Origin of the sequence: Kitasatospora sp. NBC_00070, assembly GCF_045041205.1 — a bacterium.
GTDB lineage: Bacteria > Actinomycetota > Actinomycetes > Streptomycetales > Streptomycetaceae > Kitasatospora.
This window is the reverse complement of sequence record NZ_CP108247.1, coordinates 4,799,679-4,815,541: the sequence shown is the minus strand read 5'-3', so window position 1 is coordinate 4,815,541 and position 15,863 is coordinate 4,799,679. Positions and strand designations below refer to the sequence as shown.

Genomic DNA, 15,863 nt, shown 5'->3' with positions numbered 1-15,863 from the left:
TGGCGACTACATCCGCTCGGGCGTCGATACGCCCAGCAGCGTGAGCCCGTTGGCGATGACCGTGCGCGTGGCGTCGGCCAGCCAGAGCCGGGCGTGCGTCAGGTCGGTGACGGGCTCGTCGCCCTTGGGCAGGATCTGGCAGTGGTCGTAGAACCGGTGGTAGTCCCGGGCGACCCGCTCCAGGTACTGGGCGACGTGGTGCGGCTCGCGGTGGACGCCCGCCTTGGCGAGGACGCCGGGGAACTCGCCGAGCTGGCCGAGCAGTGCGGACTCCCACTCGGTGGAGAGCAGTTCCGGCTTGAAGTCGGCGGACTTGGTGATGCCCAGCTCGGCCGCCTTGCGCTGGACGCCGCACATCCGGGTGTGCGCGTACTGCACGTAGAAGACCGGGTTCTCGTTGGTCTGGCTGGTCAGCACGTTGATGTCGAGCGTGATGGTGGAGTCCGTGGGCAGCCGGACCAGGGTGTACCGGGCCGCGTCCACGCCGATCCAGTCGATCACGTCGTCGATCGTGATGATGTTGCCGGCCCGCTTGGACATCCGGACCTCTTCGCCGTCGCGAAGCATCTTCACGAACTGGCCGATCTTGACCTCGATGTTGCGGTCCATGTCGTCGCCCGCACAGGCCGCGATGGCCTTCAGCCGGTTGACGTAGCCGTGGTGGTCCGCGCCGAGCATGTAGACCGAGACCTCGCTGCCCCGGTCCCGCTTGCTCAGGTAGTAGGCGGCGTCGGCGGCGAAGTAGGTGGTCTCGCCGTCGGCCTTGACCAGCACCCGGTCCTTGTCGTCGCCGAAGTCGGTGGTGCGCAGCCAGATCGCACCGTCCTGGTCGAAGACGTGGCCCTGCTCGCGCAGCCGCTCGATCGCCTTCCCGACGGCGCCCGAGTCGTGCAGCGACTTCTCGGAGAACCAGACGTCGAAGTGGGTGCCGAACTCGTCCATCGAGCGCTTGATCTCGGCGACCATCAGCTTGAGACCCTCGGCCCGGAAAACCTTGAGCTGCTCGTCCTCGGGCAGGTCGAGCACACCCGGCACGCCGGCCACCAGGGCCTTGGCGATGTCGACGATGTACTCGCCCACGTAGCCGTCCTCCGGCGCGGGCCGGCCGTTGGCGGCGGCCTGCAGCGAGGCGGCGAACTTGCCGATCTGCACGCCGGCGTCGTTCAGGTAGTACTCGGTGGTGACCTCGGCGCCGGTGGCCCGGAGCACCCGGGCCAGCGAGTCGCCGACGGCGGCCCAGCGGACGCCGCCGATGTGGATCGGGCCGGTCGGGTTGGCGGAGACGAACTCAAGGTTGATCTTGAGGCCCTTGAGCGCCTCGTTCCGGCCGTACGCCGGGCCGGCCTCGACGATGGTGCGGGCCAGCTCACCCTGGGTGGCGGCGTCCAGCGTGATGTTGAGGAAGCCCGGACCGGCGATGTCCACCTTCGACACCCCGGCGATCTCTCGCAGGCGCGCGGACAGGATCTCCGCGATGGCTCGCGGCGGCTTGCCGGCCGCCTTCGCGAGCTGGAGGGCCACGTTGGTGGCGTAGTCGCCGTGGTCCCTGTTCTTGGGCCGCTCGATCGTCACGTGCTCGGGCACGGCGACGGTCAGCTCGCCCGCCTCGACGGCGGCGCTCACTGCGGCCTGGACTGCCTGGGAAAGCTCTGCGGGTGTCACGCGCCCCAGCCTAGGCGAGAGGCGGTGGGCGACCGCACCCGGTTTACCCGTTGAGACGGGCGTGCTGCGGCTTTCGGGTGCCGATGTTCGCTCTGGGCGAACGTCAGCCGCTCTCACCCAGCTCCATGCCCGGATCGAAGCCACCGCCGAACCCGTAGGCGAATCGCTGCCGTGGGGCGTCCCGCCGGCTCAGCAGCATCAGCCGCCGGACCAGCGCCACCAGGTCGGCCGGGTCGAACGGCTTCCCGAGGTACCCGTCCACGCCCACCGACTCACCCTGTCGCAGCTCGGCCGGCGCGCACGCGCTCACGATCGCGATCGGCAGCCGCCTGGTCGCCGGTGCCGCCCGCAGCCGGGCCGCCGTCCGGAGTCCGTCCAGCCTTGGCATCATCACGTCGAGCGTCACGACGTCGGGCGCCACCCGGCGGACCACCTCCAGGCACTCCGCGCCATCGGCAGCCGTCACCACCTCGAAGCCCTCGAGCTCCAGGTTGACTCTGATCAGCTGGCGGATCACCTCGCTGTCGTCCACCACGAGGACCCGCCCGGGCGCTCCGGACACCTCACCGAGGGTAGCCGCGCACCCACCCACCCGTCCGGCCTTTCCCGACTTCCGTCCGCACCCGGCCGACCCACCCCCGAAACCCGTGCACGGACCACTCCCCCGGCCTGGTAATGTTCTCCACGTCGCCACCACGGGACACCAAGCAGGCCCCCGTAGCTCAGGGGATAGAGCACCGCCCTCCGGAGGCGGGTGCGCAGGTTCGAATCCTGCCGGGGGCACTTCGCAAGAAGTGCTGCAAAGGCCCAAGTTGACCATCGGTCAGCTTGGGCCTTCGTCATGTCCCGGGTGGCTCCGGGCCGTTGGGTGGTGCAGGGATCAGCCGGTGGTGACCTTGATGAAGAGGGCGGCCAGGGTGTCGCCGAAGGTGGCGGCGTAGGAGATGTCCTCGGTGTCGCCGCCCTCCTGGTAGCCGCCGATGACGCCGATCACGTGGCCGGTGCCGGCTTCGACGAACGGGCCGCCGCTGGTGCCGCCCGGGAAGTCGGGGCAGTCGATCCGGCGTTGGTGGGCGGACTGGGCGGTGGTGGGGGCGGTGCAGAGGATGGGGGCGTCGCTGCGGCTGGGGTAGCCGTACAGCCGGGCGGTGGCGGTGGGCGAGGCGCCGAAGCCGATCGGGTTGCCGCCGACCGTGGCCTGGACGGTGTGGCCGGCGGCGTCGGGGGCGATCTCCAGCAGGGCGTAGTCCTCGTCGGGGTCCCGGTCCTGCTGCCAGCCCTCGCTGGTGTGGACTGCGGTGACCTGCCAAGTCCCGTACGGGGAGCTTCCGTTGCGGTAGCCGGGGGCGAAGGTGACGCCGGTGGCCGAGGACAGGCAGTGGGCGGCGGTGAGGGCGAAGGTGCCGCTCGGGCTGTCCACCACGCTCGCCGTGCAGAAGTGGTGGCCGCCGGTGAACAGGGCGCCGACACGGGCGGATTCGGTGGTGGCCGGGGCGGTGGCGGTGGTGCCGAGGCCCGAGGAACGGGTGGCCGAGGGGGTGGGCGTGGCCGACGGGACCGGGGCGGACGACGGAGCGGGGGCCGAGGGCTTCCGGCTGGGGGACGGGGCGGCGGCGACCGGCGCGGCGGCCGGCGTGGGGTCGTCGGCGGTGTCCTCGTCGGCGTCGTCATCGCTGTCGACCGGCACCGGGGCGTCCGGCGGGACGACGGCAGCGGGGGCCGGATCGGCCGTGGGGACGGGAGCGGCCGCGGGCGTCGGAGCGACCGGGCTCTCCGCGACCGGCGGGACGACCAGAGCCGGGGCAGCGCTCGGCCCGGCCCGCCGGGCGGAGGACGGCGTGGTGGACCGGGCGGCGGCCGGCGAGACGGCCACCAGGGCGGCGATCAGTGTGCCGACCGCGAGTCGGTGCGCGGTGGTCATGGAGGCGCTCCCAGCGTCACGGCCCACGCGGCCAGTCGGTTCAGTCGATGAGGTTCGGTTCGACTATGGGCTGCCGAGCTGGGGATCGGGTGATCTTTCGCTGGGAGTGCGGTGAGAATTCTGCGACCGCCATGCGACCGCCACCCGACGGCCCCGCCGCGGACCGCCGGTCGCCTCAGTCCACGATCCGCCCGTCGTGCAGCGAGACCACCCGGTCGGCCTGCGCCATCAGGGTCGGGTCGTGGGTGGCGACCAGGGCGGTGACGCCCTGGGAGTGCACCACCGCGCGGAGCAGTTCCATCACCGCGAGGCCGGTCTCGGAGTCGAGTTGGCCGGTGGGCTCGTCCGCGATGATCAAGGCCGGGTCGTTGGCCAGGGCGCGGGCGATCGCGACCCGCTGCTGCTGACCACCGGAGAGTTCGGCGGGCCGCTGGTCGGCCTGGTCGGCCAGCCCGACCAGGGCGAGCAGGGTGCGGACCCGCTCCTCGCGCTCGGCCGCCGGGAGCTTGCGCAGCCGCATCGGGACACCGACGTTCTCGGCGGCGGTGAGCACCGGCAGCAGGCCGAAGGACTGGAAGACGAAGCCGATCCGGTCCCGGCGCAGCGCCAGCCGGCCCGCCTCGTCCAGGCCGGACAGGTCGCTGCCGTCGAGCGAGATCCGGCCGCTGGTCGGGGTGTCGAGGCCGCCGACCAGGTTGAGCAGGGTGGTCTTGCCGGAGCCCGATCGGCCCTTGAGCGCGGTGAGTTCACCCCGCGCGGCGGTGAAGGAGACCCCGCGCAGCGCGTGCACCGTGCGTGGCTCGGCGCCGAAACTGCGCCGCAGATCCTCGACCACGACCATGGGCGAAGGTGTTTCGGTCATCAGTGCTGTCCCCCGAGCGCGTTGCGGTATGACGATGCCCGATTCTGCCCACCTCGGACATGGTTCGCGCAAGGCCCTTCCACTTCTTGTTCGAATCTGACAGAGTCGTCCGCTATCCGGTACAGGGCGGCCGGAACGGGGGGAAATACACATGCTCGGCTTTGTCCTGCGACGACTGCGCGGCCGACTGCCGCTGGCGGCTGCGGTGCTGTTCACGGTGCTGATCGCCACCACGGTGCTGACCACGCTGGTGGCCTTCAACCGCACCGTGGCCGAGGCCGGACTGCGGCGAAATCTGGACGGCGGCAGCCGCGTCGACCTCCTGCTGAGCGCCAACCACGGGCTGGACACCAGGGCCGCGGACGACGCCGGGGTGACCGCCCTCGGCGGCGCGCTCTTCGACGGACTGCCGGTCACCCTGCAGACCCTCGCCCGCAGCCGCCCGTACGGACTGCCCGGCCTGCCGGGCCCCACCCGCGAGGTGGACCTGACCGTGCTGGCCGCACTGGACCGGAGCCACGTGAAGCTGACGGCCGGTCAGTGGCCCTCCGCCACCGGCACCGCCGCGAGCGCGGGGACCGCCGCGACGGTCCAGGCCGCCGTACCGCAGAGCGCGCTGGCCCGGCTCGGCCTGGCCGAGGGCGCGCTGCCCGCCCAGGTCACCTTCTCCGACCGGTACGGCGGCCGCCCGCTCACCGTCCAGGTCACCGGCGTCTACCGGGCCGCCGACCGGGACGCGCCCTACTGGCGGCTCGACCCGCTCGGTGGCCGCGAGATCCAGGTCAGGGGCTTCACCACCTACGGGCCGATGCTGGTGGACGACGGCGTCTTCACCTCCGGCCTGCTGCCGCAGGACAGCCGGACCTCGCTGCTGACCGCCGACTTCGGCACCGCCGACCCGGAACGGGTCGACCGGCTCAGGATCCGGGCCGAGCAACTGCCCGAGCTGGTCAAGCAGCACGCCCCCGGCGTCCAGCTGCAGACCGAACTGCCCTCCCTGCTGGCCGAGTTGCACTCGGCGACGCTGGTCACCAAGTCCACCCTGCTGATCGGGGCGCTCCAGCTGGCCGTGCTGGCCGGGGCCGCCCTGCTGCTGGTGGTGCACCTGGTGTCGGAGCGTCAGACCCGGGAGAACGCCCTGCTCACCGCCCGGGGCGCGACCCGGCGCAGGCTGGCGGCCTGGACGGCCGTCGAGGCGCTGCTGCTCGCGCTGCCCGCCGCCCTGTTCGCCCCGCTGCTGACCGGACCGCTGCTGCGGCTGCTGACCAGCTACGGCCCGCTGACCGGAATGCCGCTGGACCACGCCGACACCGCCGTCCGCTGGCCGGTGGCCGGGCTCTGCGCGCTGCTCTGCGTCGCGCTCACCGCACTTCCCACCGTGCTCCGGGGCGACGGCGGCCGGGTGGTCTCCCGCCGGCAGGCCGTGGTCAGCACCGTCGCCCGCTCCGGCGCCGACCTGGCGCTGCTCGCCCTGGCCGTGGTCGCGTACCAGCAGCTCGGCGCCCGCACCGGCGGCCTCTCGGTCGACGCCGACGGGCAGTTGGGCCTCGACCCGGTGCTGATCGCGGCGCCCACCCTGGCGCTCTGCGCCGGCACCCTGCTGGTGCTCCGGCTGCTGCCGTTCGCGGCCCGGATCGGGGCCAGGCTGGCTGCCCGGGGCCGTGGCCTCGGCCCGGCGCTGGGCGGCTGGCAGCTGGCCCGCCGCCCGGGCCGGGCGAACGGTCCGGTGCTGCTGCTGGTGCTGGCGGTCGCCACCGGTGTCCTGGCCCTCGGCCAGCACGCCGCCTGGCGCGACTCGCAGCACGACCAGGCCGACTTCGCCACGGCGGGCGGTCTGCGGATCTGGGGCTCGGCACTGCCCTCGCTGGGCCAGGGCGGCCGGTACGCGGACCTGCCCGGCGGCGACCGGCTGCTGCCGGTGGCCCGGGTCGACCAGTCCCTGCCGGGCGACGTGCCGGGCCGGATGCTGCTGACCGACACCGCCCGCGCGGCCGCCGAACTGACCGTCCGGCCCGACCTGCTCGACGACCGGTCGGCCAAGGACCTGTTCGCGCCGCTCTCCGAGCCGCAGCCGGCCGGGCTCCGGCTGCCCGGGAAGCCGGCCCGGATCGACCTGACCGTGGCGGTCCAGGTCGCCGACCGCCCCGCCGTGAACCAGGACATGTTCTTCTTCGACGCACCACCGGAGGCGTTGCAGGCACCCGACCTCTGGCTCCAGCTACGGGACGGCTTCGGAACGGCGCACCGCATCCTGGTCACCCAGCTCCCGACCCGGGGCGAGCAGACCGTCTCGGTGGACCTGGGATCGCTGACCGCCGCGCCGCTCGGCTCGGTCGCCGCGCCACTGACCCTGACCGGCTTCGAGCTGCTCCACCCCACCGGCTCGCGGGAGGGCGGCGGCGAGCTGACGGTCCGTCGCCTCGCCGTCGCCGACACCGCGACCGGCCCCGCCACCGCCGTCCCTGCGCCCGCCGGCACCTGGACCGCGACGGCCGAGGGCGGGCCCCCGCTGAAGGTGCTCAGCGGGGCCACCGCCGACTCGATGCTGACCCTCTCCTACTCGCCGTTCGACAACCGCCGCAGCCTGGTGCTCGCCCCCGGCAGCACCCGGTCCGGCCCGGACGTCAACGGCCTGGCCACCCGCGGCTACCTCACCGCGGTCGGTGCCAAGGTCGGCGACCTGATCAAGGTCCAGGTCGGCAGCGCCAACCTGCCGGTCCGGATCACCGGCGCGGTCGAGGCACTGCCGGTGTACGGCACCACCGCCCTGCTGCTCGACCTGCCCCGCACCGACCGGTGGCTGAGCGACCGGGGCTCCGACACCCCGCCCGTCAACGAGTGGTGGCTACCCGCCTCCGGTCCCGGCGACCGCACCCCGGCCGAGGCCGCCGCCGCCCTGCGGGCCGGACCGACCGCCCAGCAGCTGACGCTCCGTGAGGAGGACGCCGCGGCCCGGATCGGTGACCCGCTGAGCGCCGCCCCGCAGAGCGCGCTGGCCGCGCTGGCGCTGGCCGCCGCCGTGCTGGCCGCCATCGGCTTCACCGCCGCCTCGGCCGCCTCGGCCGCCGAGCGGGCCGGCGAGTCGGCCGTGCTGCTCGCGCTGGGCGCGTCCCGCCGGCTGCTGAACCGGACCGCCGCCGCCGAGCAGGTGGTGCTGGTCGCGATCGGCACCGCGGTCGGGCTGCTGCTCGGAGCCGTCCTGGTGCACCTGGTGGTCCCCTTGCTGGTGCTCACCCCGGCGGCCCACCCGCCGATTCCCGAGGTCCTGGTCGGGCTGCCGCTCGGTCAGGTGCTGGCCCTGGCGGCCGGGACCGCCGCCCTGCCGCTGCTGTCCGCCTTCCTGGTCGGCGGCCGCCGCCGGGACGTGGCCGCCCGGCTCCGGTTCGTGGAGGAGAAATGAGCACCCCGGCCCCCTGGGTCCGTACCCGGCTGCGCACCGCGCCGCTGGCCGCCCTGCTCACCGCCACCCTGGCCCTGACCCTGGTCTTCCTGGCCGCCGCGCTGCCCCGGGCGCTGGACCGGGGTGCGAACGACGCGCTGCACGGCTTCCTGAACTCGCACGGTCCGCTCACCACCAGCGTGCGGGCCACCTCGGGCCCGGCCCCGGGCGAGGACCCGGCGAAGATGCTGGACGCCACCCTGGCCGAACTCACCGGCGCGGTCGGCGCGGTGCTACCGCTCGACCAGAGCGGTCCGGTGTACGGCCGCCGGGGCGTCAAACCACGGGTGCTGCCGGATCCCGCGCTGGCCCGGCCGGAGGCCGTCCCGCCCGAGCTCGCCCTGCTGCACCTGCACGGGGCTTGGGACCACCTCCGGCTGACGGCCGGTCAGTGGCCGGGCGGCGCCGCCGCCGGGGGACCGATCCCGATCGCCATGGCGGCGGGCGCCGCCGAGACCATCGGGATCAAGCTCGGCTCGGTGATCGACGGCGACGCCCTGGGGCTCGGCCCGCAACAGGCCCGGCTGACCGGTGTGTACGCGGCCGTCGACCCGTCCGAGGCGTTCTGGGCCGGGGACGGGTGTGCCCTCAAGGCGTGCAAGAACATGCGTGACATGGGCCGGGGGAATCCCCCGCAGGCGTACTGGTTCACCGTCGGGCTGACCGGCCCGGAGGCGCTGCCCCGCCTGGCCGGCTGGGGCAACGGGGACGAGGACTTCTGGCGACTGCCGGTACAGGTGGACGCGCTGCGGTCGGACCAGCTCCGGCAGACCTCCTTCGGCCTCGCCTCGGTCACCGCAGGACCGATCGCCGCCCGGATGCCCTACACGACCGCGCGGCCCGGCCTGCGACTCACCTCCGACCTGCGGAGCCTGATCGACTCCGCCCGGGAGCGGCAGTCGGCGATCGACTCGGTCACCGCGATCGGTCCGGCCGGTGCCGCCGGGGTGGCCGCCGTGGTGCTCTGCCTCGCGGCGGCGCTGACCGCCGAACGGCGGACGGCCGAGCTACGGCTGCTCCGCGCCCGCGGTGCCAGGACCGGCGGGATCTGCCGACGCCTGCTCGGCGAAGGGGCACTGACCGTGCTCCCCGCCGCCGCACTCGGCGCCCTGCTCGCCTTCACCCTGCTGCCCACCCCCCGCGGGCTGACCGCCGCCGTCGCGGCCGGCTCCGTCACCCTGCTCGCCCTGCTGGCCTTCCCGGTCCGCACCGCCCTGCTGCTCCGCAGCCCGGCCGACGAGGCCAAGGCCGGACGCCACCGCCTGATGGCCGAACTCGCCGTACTGGCCGCCACCGTGACGGCCTGCACCCAGGTCGCCCGACGCGGGGTGGCCCCGCTCGGCGAAGGGGTCGACCCGCTGCTGGTCGCCGCCCCCCTGCTGCTCGCCCTGACCGGTGCGCTGCTGCTGGCCCGGCTCCAGCCCGTCCTGATCGGGCTGCTGGCCCGCCGGGCCAAGCCCATGCCCGGCGCGGTCGCCTTCCTCGGCCTGGCCAGGGCCGCCCGGGGCAGCGGCCCGCGCTCGCGGCCCTCGGTGCTGCCCCTGCTCGCCCTGGTGCTCGCGGTGACCTGCGGCGCGGTCGGCTCCACCGTGCTGAGCTCGGTCACCGCCAACCGGACCTCGGTGGCCAGGTACGCCATCGGCGGCGACGCCATGGTCAACGCCCAGCTGAACGGCTCGCTGTCGGCGGACTTCGTGACGGCCGCCGGCCGGCTGCCCGGGGTGCAGACCGCGGTGCCGGTCTGGATCGAGGACGACGCCAACCTGTCGATCGCCGGCGGCGGTTCGGTCCGGGTCATCGTGGTCCTGGCCGACCCGGTCGGCTACGCCAAGCTGGCCGAGGTCGCCGGGCGGGGCCGGTTCGACCCCGCCCTGCTCGCCACGGCACCGGGCCGGCGGCTGCCCGCCCTGATCAGCAGTGACCTGCCGGAGGGCGAGTTCGACGTCCGGCTGGGAATGGGCGAGACGCTGCCGGTCCGCACCGTCGGCATCACGGACGGCACCCCCGCCCTGAGCGGGACGTCCTCCACCACCGTGGTCCTGCCGGTCGGCCCGGCCGGTGAACTGCTGCCCCGGCTCGGCGGCCCGGACAAGTGGCTGGCCACCGGAGCCATCGACGACGCCCGACTGCGCGCGCTGGCCGAGGAGTTCCTCGGCCAGCCCGCCGCCGGCGACCGGCCGGGCCACCTGGTGCGGACCAGCGCCGGAGCCGTCGCGGTCCTCGGCGACGACCCGCTGCAGAACTCGGCCGAGCGGCTGTTCTGGGTCACCGTCGGCGCCACCGCACTGTTCGCCCTGCTCTCCGTCCTGCTCACGCTGTTCCGGGCCGGACCCGAACGGTCCGCGATGCTGGCCCGCCTGCGCACCATGGGCCTGCGACCCCGGCAGGGCCTGGCCCTGATCCTGGCCGAAGCCCTCCCCCAGGCCCTCTTCGCCGCCCTCGGCGGAGCCCTGACGGCGGTCGGCTGCATCCTGCTGCTCGGCCCGGCCGTCGACCTCTCCCCCCTGGTCGGCGCCGAAGTCCCCTCCGGGCTTCGGCTCACCGCCGCACCGATCGTCGAACAGACCCTCGGGCTGGCACTGCTGGCCTCCCTCGCGGTGCTGGCCGAAGCCGCCGTCACCGCCCGTCGGCAGATCACCACCGAGCTACGAGCGGGAGACACCCGATGACCACACCGCCCCCCAGCCTGGCCGAACTCCAGCGCAAGGCGCTGGCCGCCGCCGCCCCCCGGACCGTCGGGGCCGACGTGGCGATCAGCTGCGAACGGCTGGTCCGGATCTTCAGCACGGACGGAATCGAGGTCCAGGCGCTCCAGGGACTCGACCTGACGGTGACCCAGGGCGACCTGGTGGCCCTGGTCGGCGCCTCCGGCAGCGGCAAGTCCACCCTGCTGAACGTGCTGGCCGGGCTGGACACCCCCACCGCCGGCAGCGCCACCGTGGCGGGCTGCGACCTGCTGACCATGACCGGCAAGGACCGGCTGCGCTACCGGCGCGAGGTGGTCGGCTTCATCTGGCAGCAGACCGCCCGCAACCTGCTGCCGTTCCTGACGGCCGCACAGAACGTCGCGCTGCCGATGCAGCTGCGCTCGGGCCACCGGGCCGCCACCCGGCAGCGCGCCAGGGTGGCCGAGCTCCTGGAGGCCCTGGACATCGGCGAGTTGGGCCAGCGGCGCCCCTCCGAGCTGTCCGGCGGCCAGCAGCAGCGGGTGGCGATCGCGGTCGCGCTGGCCAACGACCCGGCGGTGCTGCTCGCCGACGAACCCACCGGTGAGCTGGACTCGGAGACCGCCACCGGGATCTTCGAGGCGTTCCGCACCGTCAACCGCGAGCTCGGCACCACCGTGGTGGTGGTGACCCACGACCCGCTGGTGGCCGGCGAGGTCCGCCGCACGGTGGCGATCCGGGACGGCCGCACCAGCAGCGAGGTGCTCCGCCGCACGGTGACCGACGAGCACGGCCAGGAGACGGTCAGCGAGCGCGAGTACGTGATGCTGGACCGCACCGGCCGGGTCCAGCTGCCCGCCAAGTTCCTGGCCGCCCTGGGCATGGAGCACCGGGTGGCGGCCGACCTGGCGGTCGGTCACATCGAGCTGAGCCCGGACGACACCACCGACTGATCAGCCGAGCACCGCCGCCAGCCGCTCGGGCGGGACGAAGTCGGTGTGGGTGCCCGCCGAGGTGCAGGCGTACGCCCCGGCGACCGCCCCGGCCCGGGCGCAGTCCAGCGCGGGCCGGCCGGCCAGCCGGCCGTACAGGAAGCCGGTCACGTAGGCGTCCCCCGCACCGTTGGTGTCCACGACCGGCCCGCCCGGGTCCACCGCGGGCAGGTGGTGGACGGTGTCCGGCCGGTCCCGGGTGAGCAGGTAGCTGCCGTTGGCGCCGTCGGTGGCGGAGACCAGCGCGGCCCGGCCCTCGGCGAGGATCTGCCGCATCACCTGCTCGTGCCGGCCCCGGCAGCCCGCCACCGACAGGAAGACCAGGTCGGAGTTGACCGCGTAGTGCCGGTGGTGCGGGTTGACGCCGTCCCAGTCGTGCAGATCGGTGGAGCTGGTCAGGCCGAGTCGCCGGATGTCGGGGTACATGTCCCGGTTCACGCCGGTGATCGAGAGGTGCACGTGGCGGCTGCGCTCCAGGTGCGGCAGGTAGAAGGCGGCGGGCAGCCGGAGCCCGGCCGGGTGGCGGCCGTCGTAGAAGGAGAACCGGCGGCCGGCGGCGTCCACCAGGTTGACCGAGCGCGGGGTGCCGTCGGGCGAGACCAGGTGGCTGAACGCCAGGCCCCGGCGCCGGTACTCGGCCAGGATCAGCTCGGCCTGCGGATCCTCGCCGAGGAAGTCCAGGAAGTGGGTGCGCAGGCCCAGCACGTGCGCCCCGAGCGCGACGCCGTTGCCGGTGTGCGCCACGTAGTCGCGGATCGGCGGGACGGACCGGGAGTCGGCGTCCGGGAGTTCGATGCGGTCCAGCCGGACGATGGTGTCCACGCCGGCGCCGCCGACCACCAGCAGGTCGTGTTCGGTCATGGGCCGGAGTCAACCAGGGTTCCCGGGACGTGGGCAATCCCTTGCGGAAAGATTCCGCAAGGGATTGCAGTCCGGTTCAGGCCAGCGCGTGCGCGGTGGACTCGGCGGCCTCCGCCTCGCCCGACTTCGGCCGGTGGTCGATCATCAGGAAGGCGATCAGCGCCGCCGCCAGCAGGATGCCCATGGCCACCGTGGTCGCCACCGCGTAGCCGTGCACGGATCCGGCCGCCCGGACCGCCGGGTCGCCCGCGTTTCGGGTCGCCAGCCAGCCGGTGGTGACGCTGGCCGCGATCGTGTTGAGCAGCGCGGTGCCGATCGAACCGCCCACCTGCTGGGCGGTGTTGATGATGGCGGAGGCGGCACCGGTCTCGTTCGGCGCCACCCCGAGGGTGGCCAGGCTCATGGTCGGCATGAAGATCAGGCCCATCCCGATGCCGAGCAGGATCTCGGCCGGCAGCACCATCGTCACGTAGGAGCTGCCCACCTTCATCTGGGTCAGCCAGGCCATCGCGGCCGCGGCCAGCAGCAGACCCGGCACCACCAGGTTCCGGGACGGCAGCCGGGTCATCAGCCGGGCCGCGAGACCGGTCGAGCTCAGCACGATCGCGGCGGTCATCGGCAGGAACGCGACGCCGGCCATCACCGGCGAGTAGCCCTTGATCACCTGGAGGTAGTAGGTGAGGAACAGGAACAGGCCGAACATCCCGATCATCGCCATGCCGACCGCGATCGCGGCCCCGCCCCGGTTCCGGTCGCCGATGATGTGCGTCGGCAGCAGCGGGTGCGTGGTCCGCCGCTCGAACAGGACGAAGACCGCCAGCAGGGCGGCCCCGAGCAGCAGGCAGCCGAGCACCAGCCAGTCGCCCCAGCCCCGGCCGGTCGCCTCCGAGGTGCCGTACACGATGGCCAGCAGACCACCGCAGCCGAGCACCGCGCCCGGCAGGTCGAGCTTGACCCGCCGGCTCTTGTCGATGTGGTCGTGCTTGAGCAGGTAGAACGCACCGATCGCGGCGCCGAGGGCGATCGGGATGTTGACGAACAGGCACCAGCGCCAGTTCAGGTACTCGGTGAGCAGACCGCCGGAGATCAGGCCGATCGCGGCGCCACCGCCCGCGATGGCACCGAAGATGCCGAAGGCGGTGGACCGCTCCTTGGGGTCGGTGAAGGTGTTGGAGAGCAGCGACAGCGCCGAGGGGGCCAGCACCGCACCGAACGCGCCCTGCAGCGCCCGGGCGCCGAACAGCATCCAGGGCTCGGTCGCGAAGCCGCCGATCGCCGAGGCGACCGCGAAGCCGAGCAGGCCGACGGTGAAGGTGCGCTTGCGGCCGAACAGGTCACCGATCCGGCCGCCGAGCAGCAGCAGGCCGCCGAACGCCAGCGTGTAGGCGGTGATCACCCACTGCCGGTTGGCGTCCGTGATCCCCAGCGCCTGCTGGGCGGACGGGAGGGCGATGTTCACGATGGTCGCGTCCAGCACGATCATCAGCTGGGCGATGGCGATCACGGCCAGCGCCCACCAGCGCCGTGGATCGACCGCCTGGTCTGCGGGAGCAGGTTGTTGGGACACCGTTTTGCCGCCTTCCGAGAGACTCCGGGAGAGCTGTGGGGCCAACACTCTCTCCAGGAGATCCCTCGGAAGGGCGACAAGCAAGACGATTTAGGGGTTTATGTCCAGATTTAGACGAATCAGAGCGTGGCCAGCACCTCGACCAGGTCGTCCAGTCCCAGCGACCCCTGGGAGAGCGCCGCCATGTGCCACGCCTTCTGGTCGAACACCTCGCCCCTGGCCTCGGCCGCCGCCCGGGCCGCCGCCCGGCCGCGCAGCCAGGCCCGCTCGCCGAGCTTGTAGCCGATCGCCTGGCCCGGCAGCCCGAGGTAGCGGATCAGCTCGCTGTCCAGGAACTCGACCGAGAGCCCGCAGTACCGCCCGAAGAACTCCCGGGCGTCGTCCGGCAGCATCGCCTCGCCGGGCTTGAACGGGGAGTCGGCCGGGAACTCCAGGCCGACGTGCATGCCGATGTCCACGATCACCCGCAGCGCCCGCATCATCTGGGCGTTCAGGTAGCCGAGCCGGTGCCCGGGGTCGGTCAGGTAGCCGAGCTCGTCCATCAGCCGCTCGGCGTAGAGCGCCCAGCCCTCCAGGTTGGCACTCACCCCGCCGAGGGTGACCTGGTAGGTGGAGAGCTTGTCGGCCACGTACGTCCACTGGGCCAGCTGGAGGTGGTGACCGGGGACGCCCTCGTGGTACCAGGTGGAGACCAGGTCCCAGACCGGGAAGCTGTCCCGGCCGAGCAGCGGCAGCCAGGTCCGGCCCGGGCGGGAGAAGTCCAGCGAGGGGGCCGTGTAGTAAGGGGCCGCGGCGCTGCCGCTCGGGGCGATCCTGGACTCCACCTTGAGCAGCGGCTCGGCCAGGTCGAAGTGCACGCCCTGCAGGTCGGCGATCGCGGTGTCCATCAGGCCCTGCAGATGACTCCGGACGTTCTCCTCGCCCTGGATCGCCGGCCCTTCGGTCTCCAGCCAGGCCATCGCCGCCATCGGCGTGCTGCCCGGGAGCACCTTCTCGGCCTCGGCCCGCATCTGCGCGTCCAGGTCGTGGAACTGCTCCCACGCCCACCCGTACGCCTCGTCCAGGTCCAGGTCGGACCCGGTCCAGTAGCGCACCCAGCGGGCGTAGCGCTCCCGGCCCGTGGTGTCCGGGGCGCCGGCCGCCGCCGCACCGTAGACGTCCCGCAGCCAGACCCGCAGCTCGGCGAACGCCTCGGCCGCCGTGACCGCGATCGCGGTCAGCTCCGCGCGCTGCGGCTCCGGTGCCCCCTGCACGAACTGGCCGAACCAGCCGCCGGGCTGATCCCCCGCCAGCCACTCCTCGATCTGCCCGACCACGGTGACCACCTGGCGCGGGCCGGAGAGCAGCCCGCGGGCCACGCCCTCGGTCAGCAGCTCGCGGTACTGGGCCACCGCGACCGGCAGCCGGTCCATCCGGCGGCCGATCAGGGTCCAGTGCTCCGGGGTCTCGGTGGGCAGCATGGTGAAGACCTCGCGCACACCGTGCAGCGCCGAGCCGAGGTTGCGGACCGCCCGGAAGTTCTCACCCGCCTCGTGCACGGCGAGTTCCGAGGTCAGCCGCTCCCGGAGCAGCCGGGCGCAGCGCTGCTCGGCGTCGTCCTTCGCGGCCCCGGCGGCCTCCGCCGCGTCCAGCTCGGCCAGGGTGCGGCGGGCCAGCTCGGCCACCGCCTCCTGGCCGGCCGGCGAGAGGTCGGGCAGGCGGTCGTCGTCCGCCGGGCCGAGCCCCAGGTAGACCGCGGTCAGCGGGTCGAGCTCGGCCAGCGCGTGGACGTAAGCATCGGCGATACGGCGAGGGGTGGTGCCGTCGGCAGGGGAGTTGATCAGTGCTTCAACCATTCGGCCATCCTTCCGCAGGCGGCCGGGTTTGCAAGCCCCTTTGCCGAGGCTTGTGCCG

Annotated in this window: 10 protein-coding genes and 1 tRNA gene; 4 read left to right on the top strand and 7 right to left on the bottom strand. The window is 73.6% G+C overall.

The window, feature by feature from the left end; genetic code table 11:
* Positions 1-6: 6 nt before the first annotated feature.
* Together argS and OHV05_RS22170 are read right to left on the bottom strand one after the other, a co-directional pair.
* Positions 7-1,662 carry an arginine--tRNA ligase gene (gene argS, locus OHV05_RS22175; RefSeq protein ID WP_405019219.1) on the bottom strand — a complete coding sequence of 552 codons (1,656 nt, stop codon included), beginning with the start codon at positions 1,660-1,662 and terminating at the stop codon, positions 7-9.
* 103 nt (positions 1,663-1,765) lie between these two features.
* Positions 1,766-2,224 (bottom strand): response regulator, encoded by a 459-nt coding sequence (locus OHV05_RS22170; RefSeq protein WP_403034955.1) that lies wholly within the window; start codon positions 2,222-2,224, stop codon positions 1,766-1,768.
* 149 nt (positions 2,225-2,373) lie between these two features.
* Here OHV05_RS22170 and OHV05_RS22165 point away from each other — a divergent pair.
* Positions 2,374-2,445: transfer RNA gene (locus tag OHV05_RS22165), tRNA-Arg, on the top strand.
* Positions 2,446-2,542: 97 nt separating this feature from the next.
* Here OHV05_RS22165 and OHV05_RS22160 read toward each other — a convergent pair.
* Positions 2,543-3,583 carry a trypsin-like serine peptidase gene (locus tag OHV05_RS22160; protein ID WP_405019218.1) on the bottom strand — a complete coding sequence of 347 codons (1,041 nt, stop codon included), beginning with the start codon at positions 3,581-3,583 and terminating at the stop codon, positions 2,543-2,545.
* A gap of 175 nt (positions 3,584-3,758) precedes the next feature.
* Positions 3,759-4,445: an ABC transporter ATP-binding protein gene (locus OHV05_RS22155; RefSeq protein WP_403034949.1), complete on the bottom strand. Its 687-nt coding sequence runs from the start codon at positions 4,443-4,445 to the stop codon at positions 3,759-3,761.
* 151 nt (positions 4,446-4,596) lie between these two features.
* On the opposite strand from OHV05_RS22155, the gene OHV05_RS22150 reads away from it, so the two are divergent.
* From OHV05_RS22150 to OHV05_RS22140, 3 genes are read left to right on the top strand one after another with little or no spacing between them, the layout of a single operon-like run.
* Positions 4,597-7,845 (top strand): FtsX-like permease family protein, encoded by a 3,249-nt coding sequence (locus OHV05_RS22150; protein WP_405019217.1) that lies wholly within the window; start codon positions 4,597-4,599, stop codon positions 7,843-7,845.
* Positions 7,842-10,553, top strand: a complete 2,712-nt coding sequence (locus OHV05_RS22145; protein WP_405019216.1) for a hypothetical protein — start codon at positions 7,842-7,844, stop codon at positions 10,551-10,553. The genes OHV05_RS22150 and OHV05_RS22145 overlap by 4 nt, the downstream gene beginning before the upstream one ends.
* On the top strand, positions 10,550-11,503 hold the full coding sequence (locus OHV05_RS22140) for an ABC transporter ATP-binding protein (RefSeq protein WP_405019215.1): 954 nt from the start codon (positions 10,550-10,552) through the stop codon (positions 11,501-11,503). The genes OHV05_RS22145 and OHV05_RS22140 overlap by 4 nt, the downstream gene beginning before the upstream one ends.
* Here OHV05_RS22140 and OHV05_RS22135 read toward each other — a convergent pair whose 3' ends face one another.
* The 3 genes from OHV05_RS22135 to OHV05_RS22125 form a co-directional block, all read right to left on the bottom strand.
* On the bottom strand, positions 11,504-12,403 hold the full coding sequence (locus tag OHV05_RS22135; protein ID WP_405019214.1) for a carbohydrate kinase family protein: 900 nt from the start codon (positions 12,401-12,403) through the stop codon (positions 11,504-11,506). It abuts the gene before it with no gap.
* Positions 12,404-12,479: 76 nt separating this feature from the next.
* Positions 12,480-13,970 (bottom strand): MFS transporter, encoded by a 1,491-nt coding sequence (locus OHV05_RS22130; RefSeq protein WP_405019213.1) that lies wholly within the window; start codon positions 13,968-13,970, stop codon positions 12,480-12,482.
* Between the two features lie 119 nt (positions 13,971-14,089).
* On the bottom strand, positions 14,090-15,805 hold the full coding sequence (locus OHV05_RS22125) for a DUF885 domain-containing protein (protein ID WP_405019212.1): 1,716 nt from the start codon (positions 15,803-15,805) through the stop codon (positions 14,090-14,092).
* Positions 15,806-15,863: the final 58 nt, after the last annotated feature.

Coding starts and splice junctions, on each gene's coding strand:
- OHV05_RS22145 (WP_405019216.1), top strand. CDS start 7,842: ATGAGCACCCCGGCCCCCTGGGTCCGTACCCGGCTGCGCACCGCGCCG.
- OHV05_RS22125 (WP_405019212.1), bottom strand. CDS start 15,805: ATGGTTGAAGCACTGATCAACTCCCCTGCCGACGGCACCACCCCTCGC.
- OHV05_RS22135 (WP_405019214.1), bottom strand. CDS start 12,403: ATGACCGAACACGACCTGCTGGTGGTCGGCGGCGCCGGCGTGGACACC.
- OHV05_RS22140 (WP_405019215.1), top strand. CDS start 10,550: ATGACCACACCGCCCCCCAGCCTGGCCGAACTCCAGCGCAAGGCGCTG.
- OHV05_RS22160 (WP_405019218.1), bottom strand. CDS start 3,583: ATGACCACCGCGCACCGACTCGCGGTCGGCACACTGATCGCCGCCCTG.
- OHV05_RS22155 (WP_403034949.1), bottom strand. CDS start 4,445: ATGACCGAAACACCTTCGCCCATGGTCGTGGTCGAGGATCTGCGGCGC.
- OHV05_RS22150 (WP_405019217.1), top strand. CDS start 4,597: ATGCTCGGCTTTGTCCTGCGACGACTGCGCGGCCGACTGCCGCTGGCG.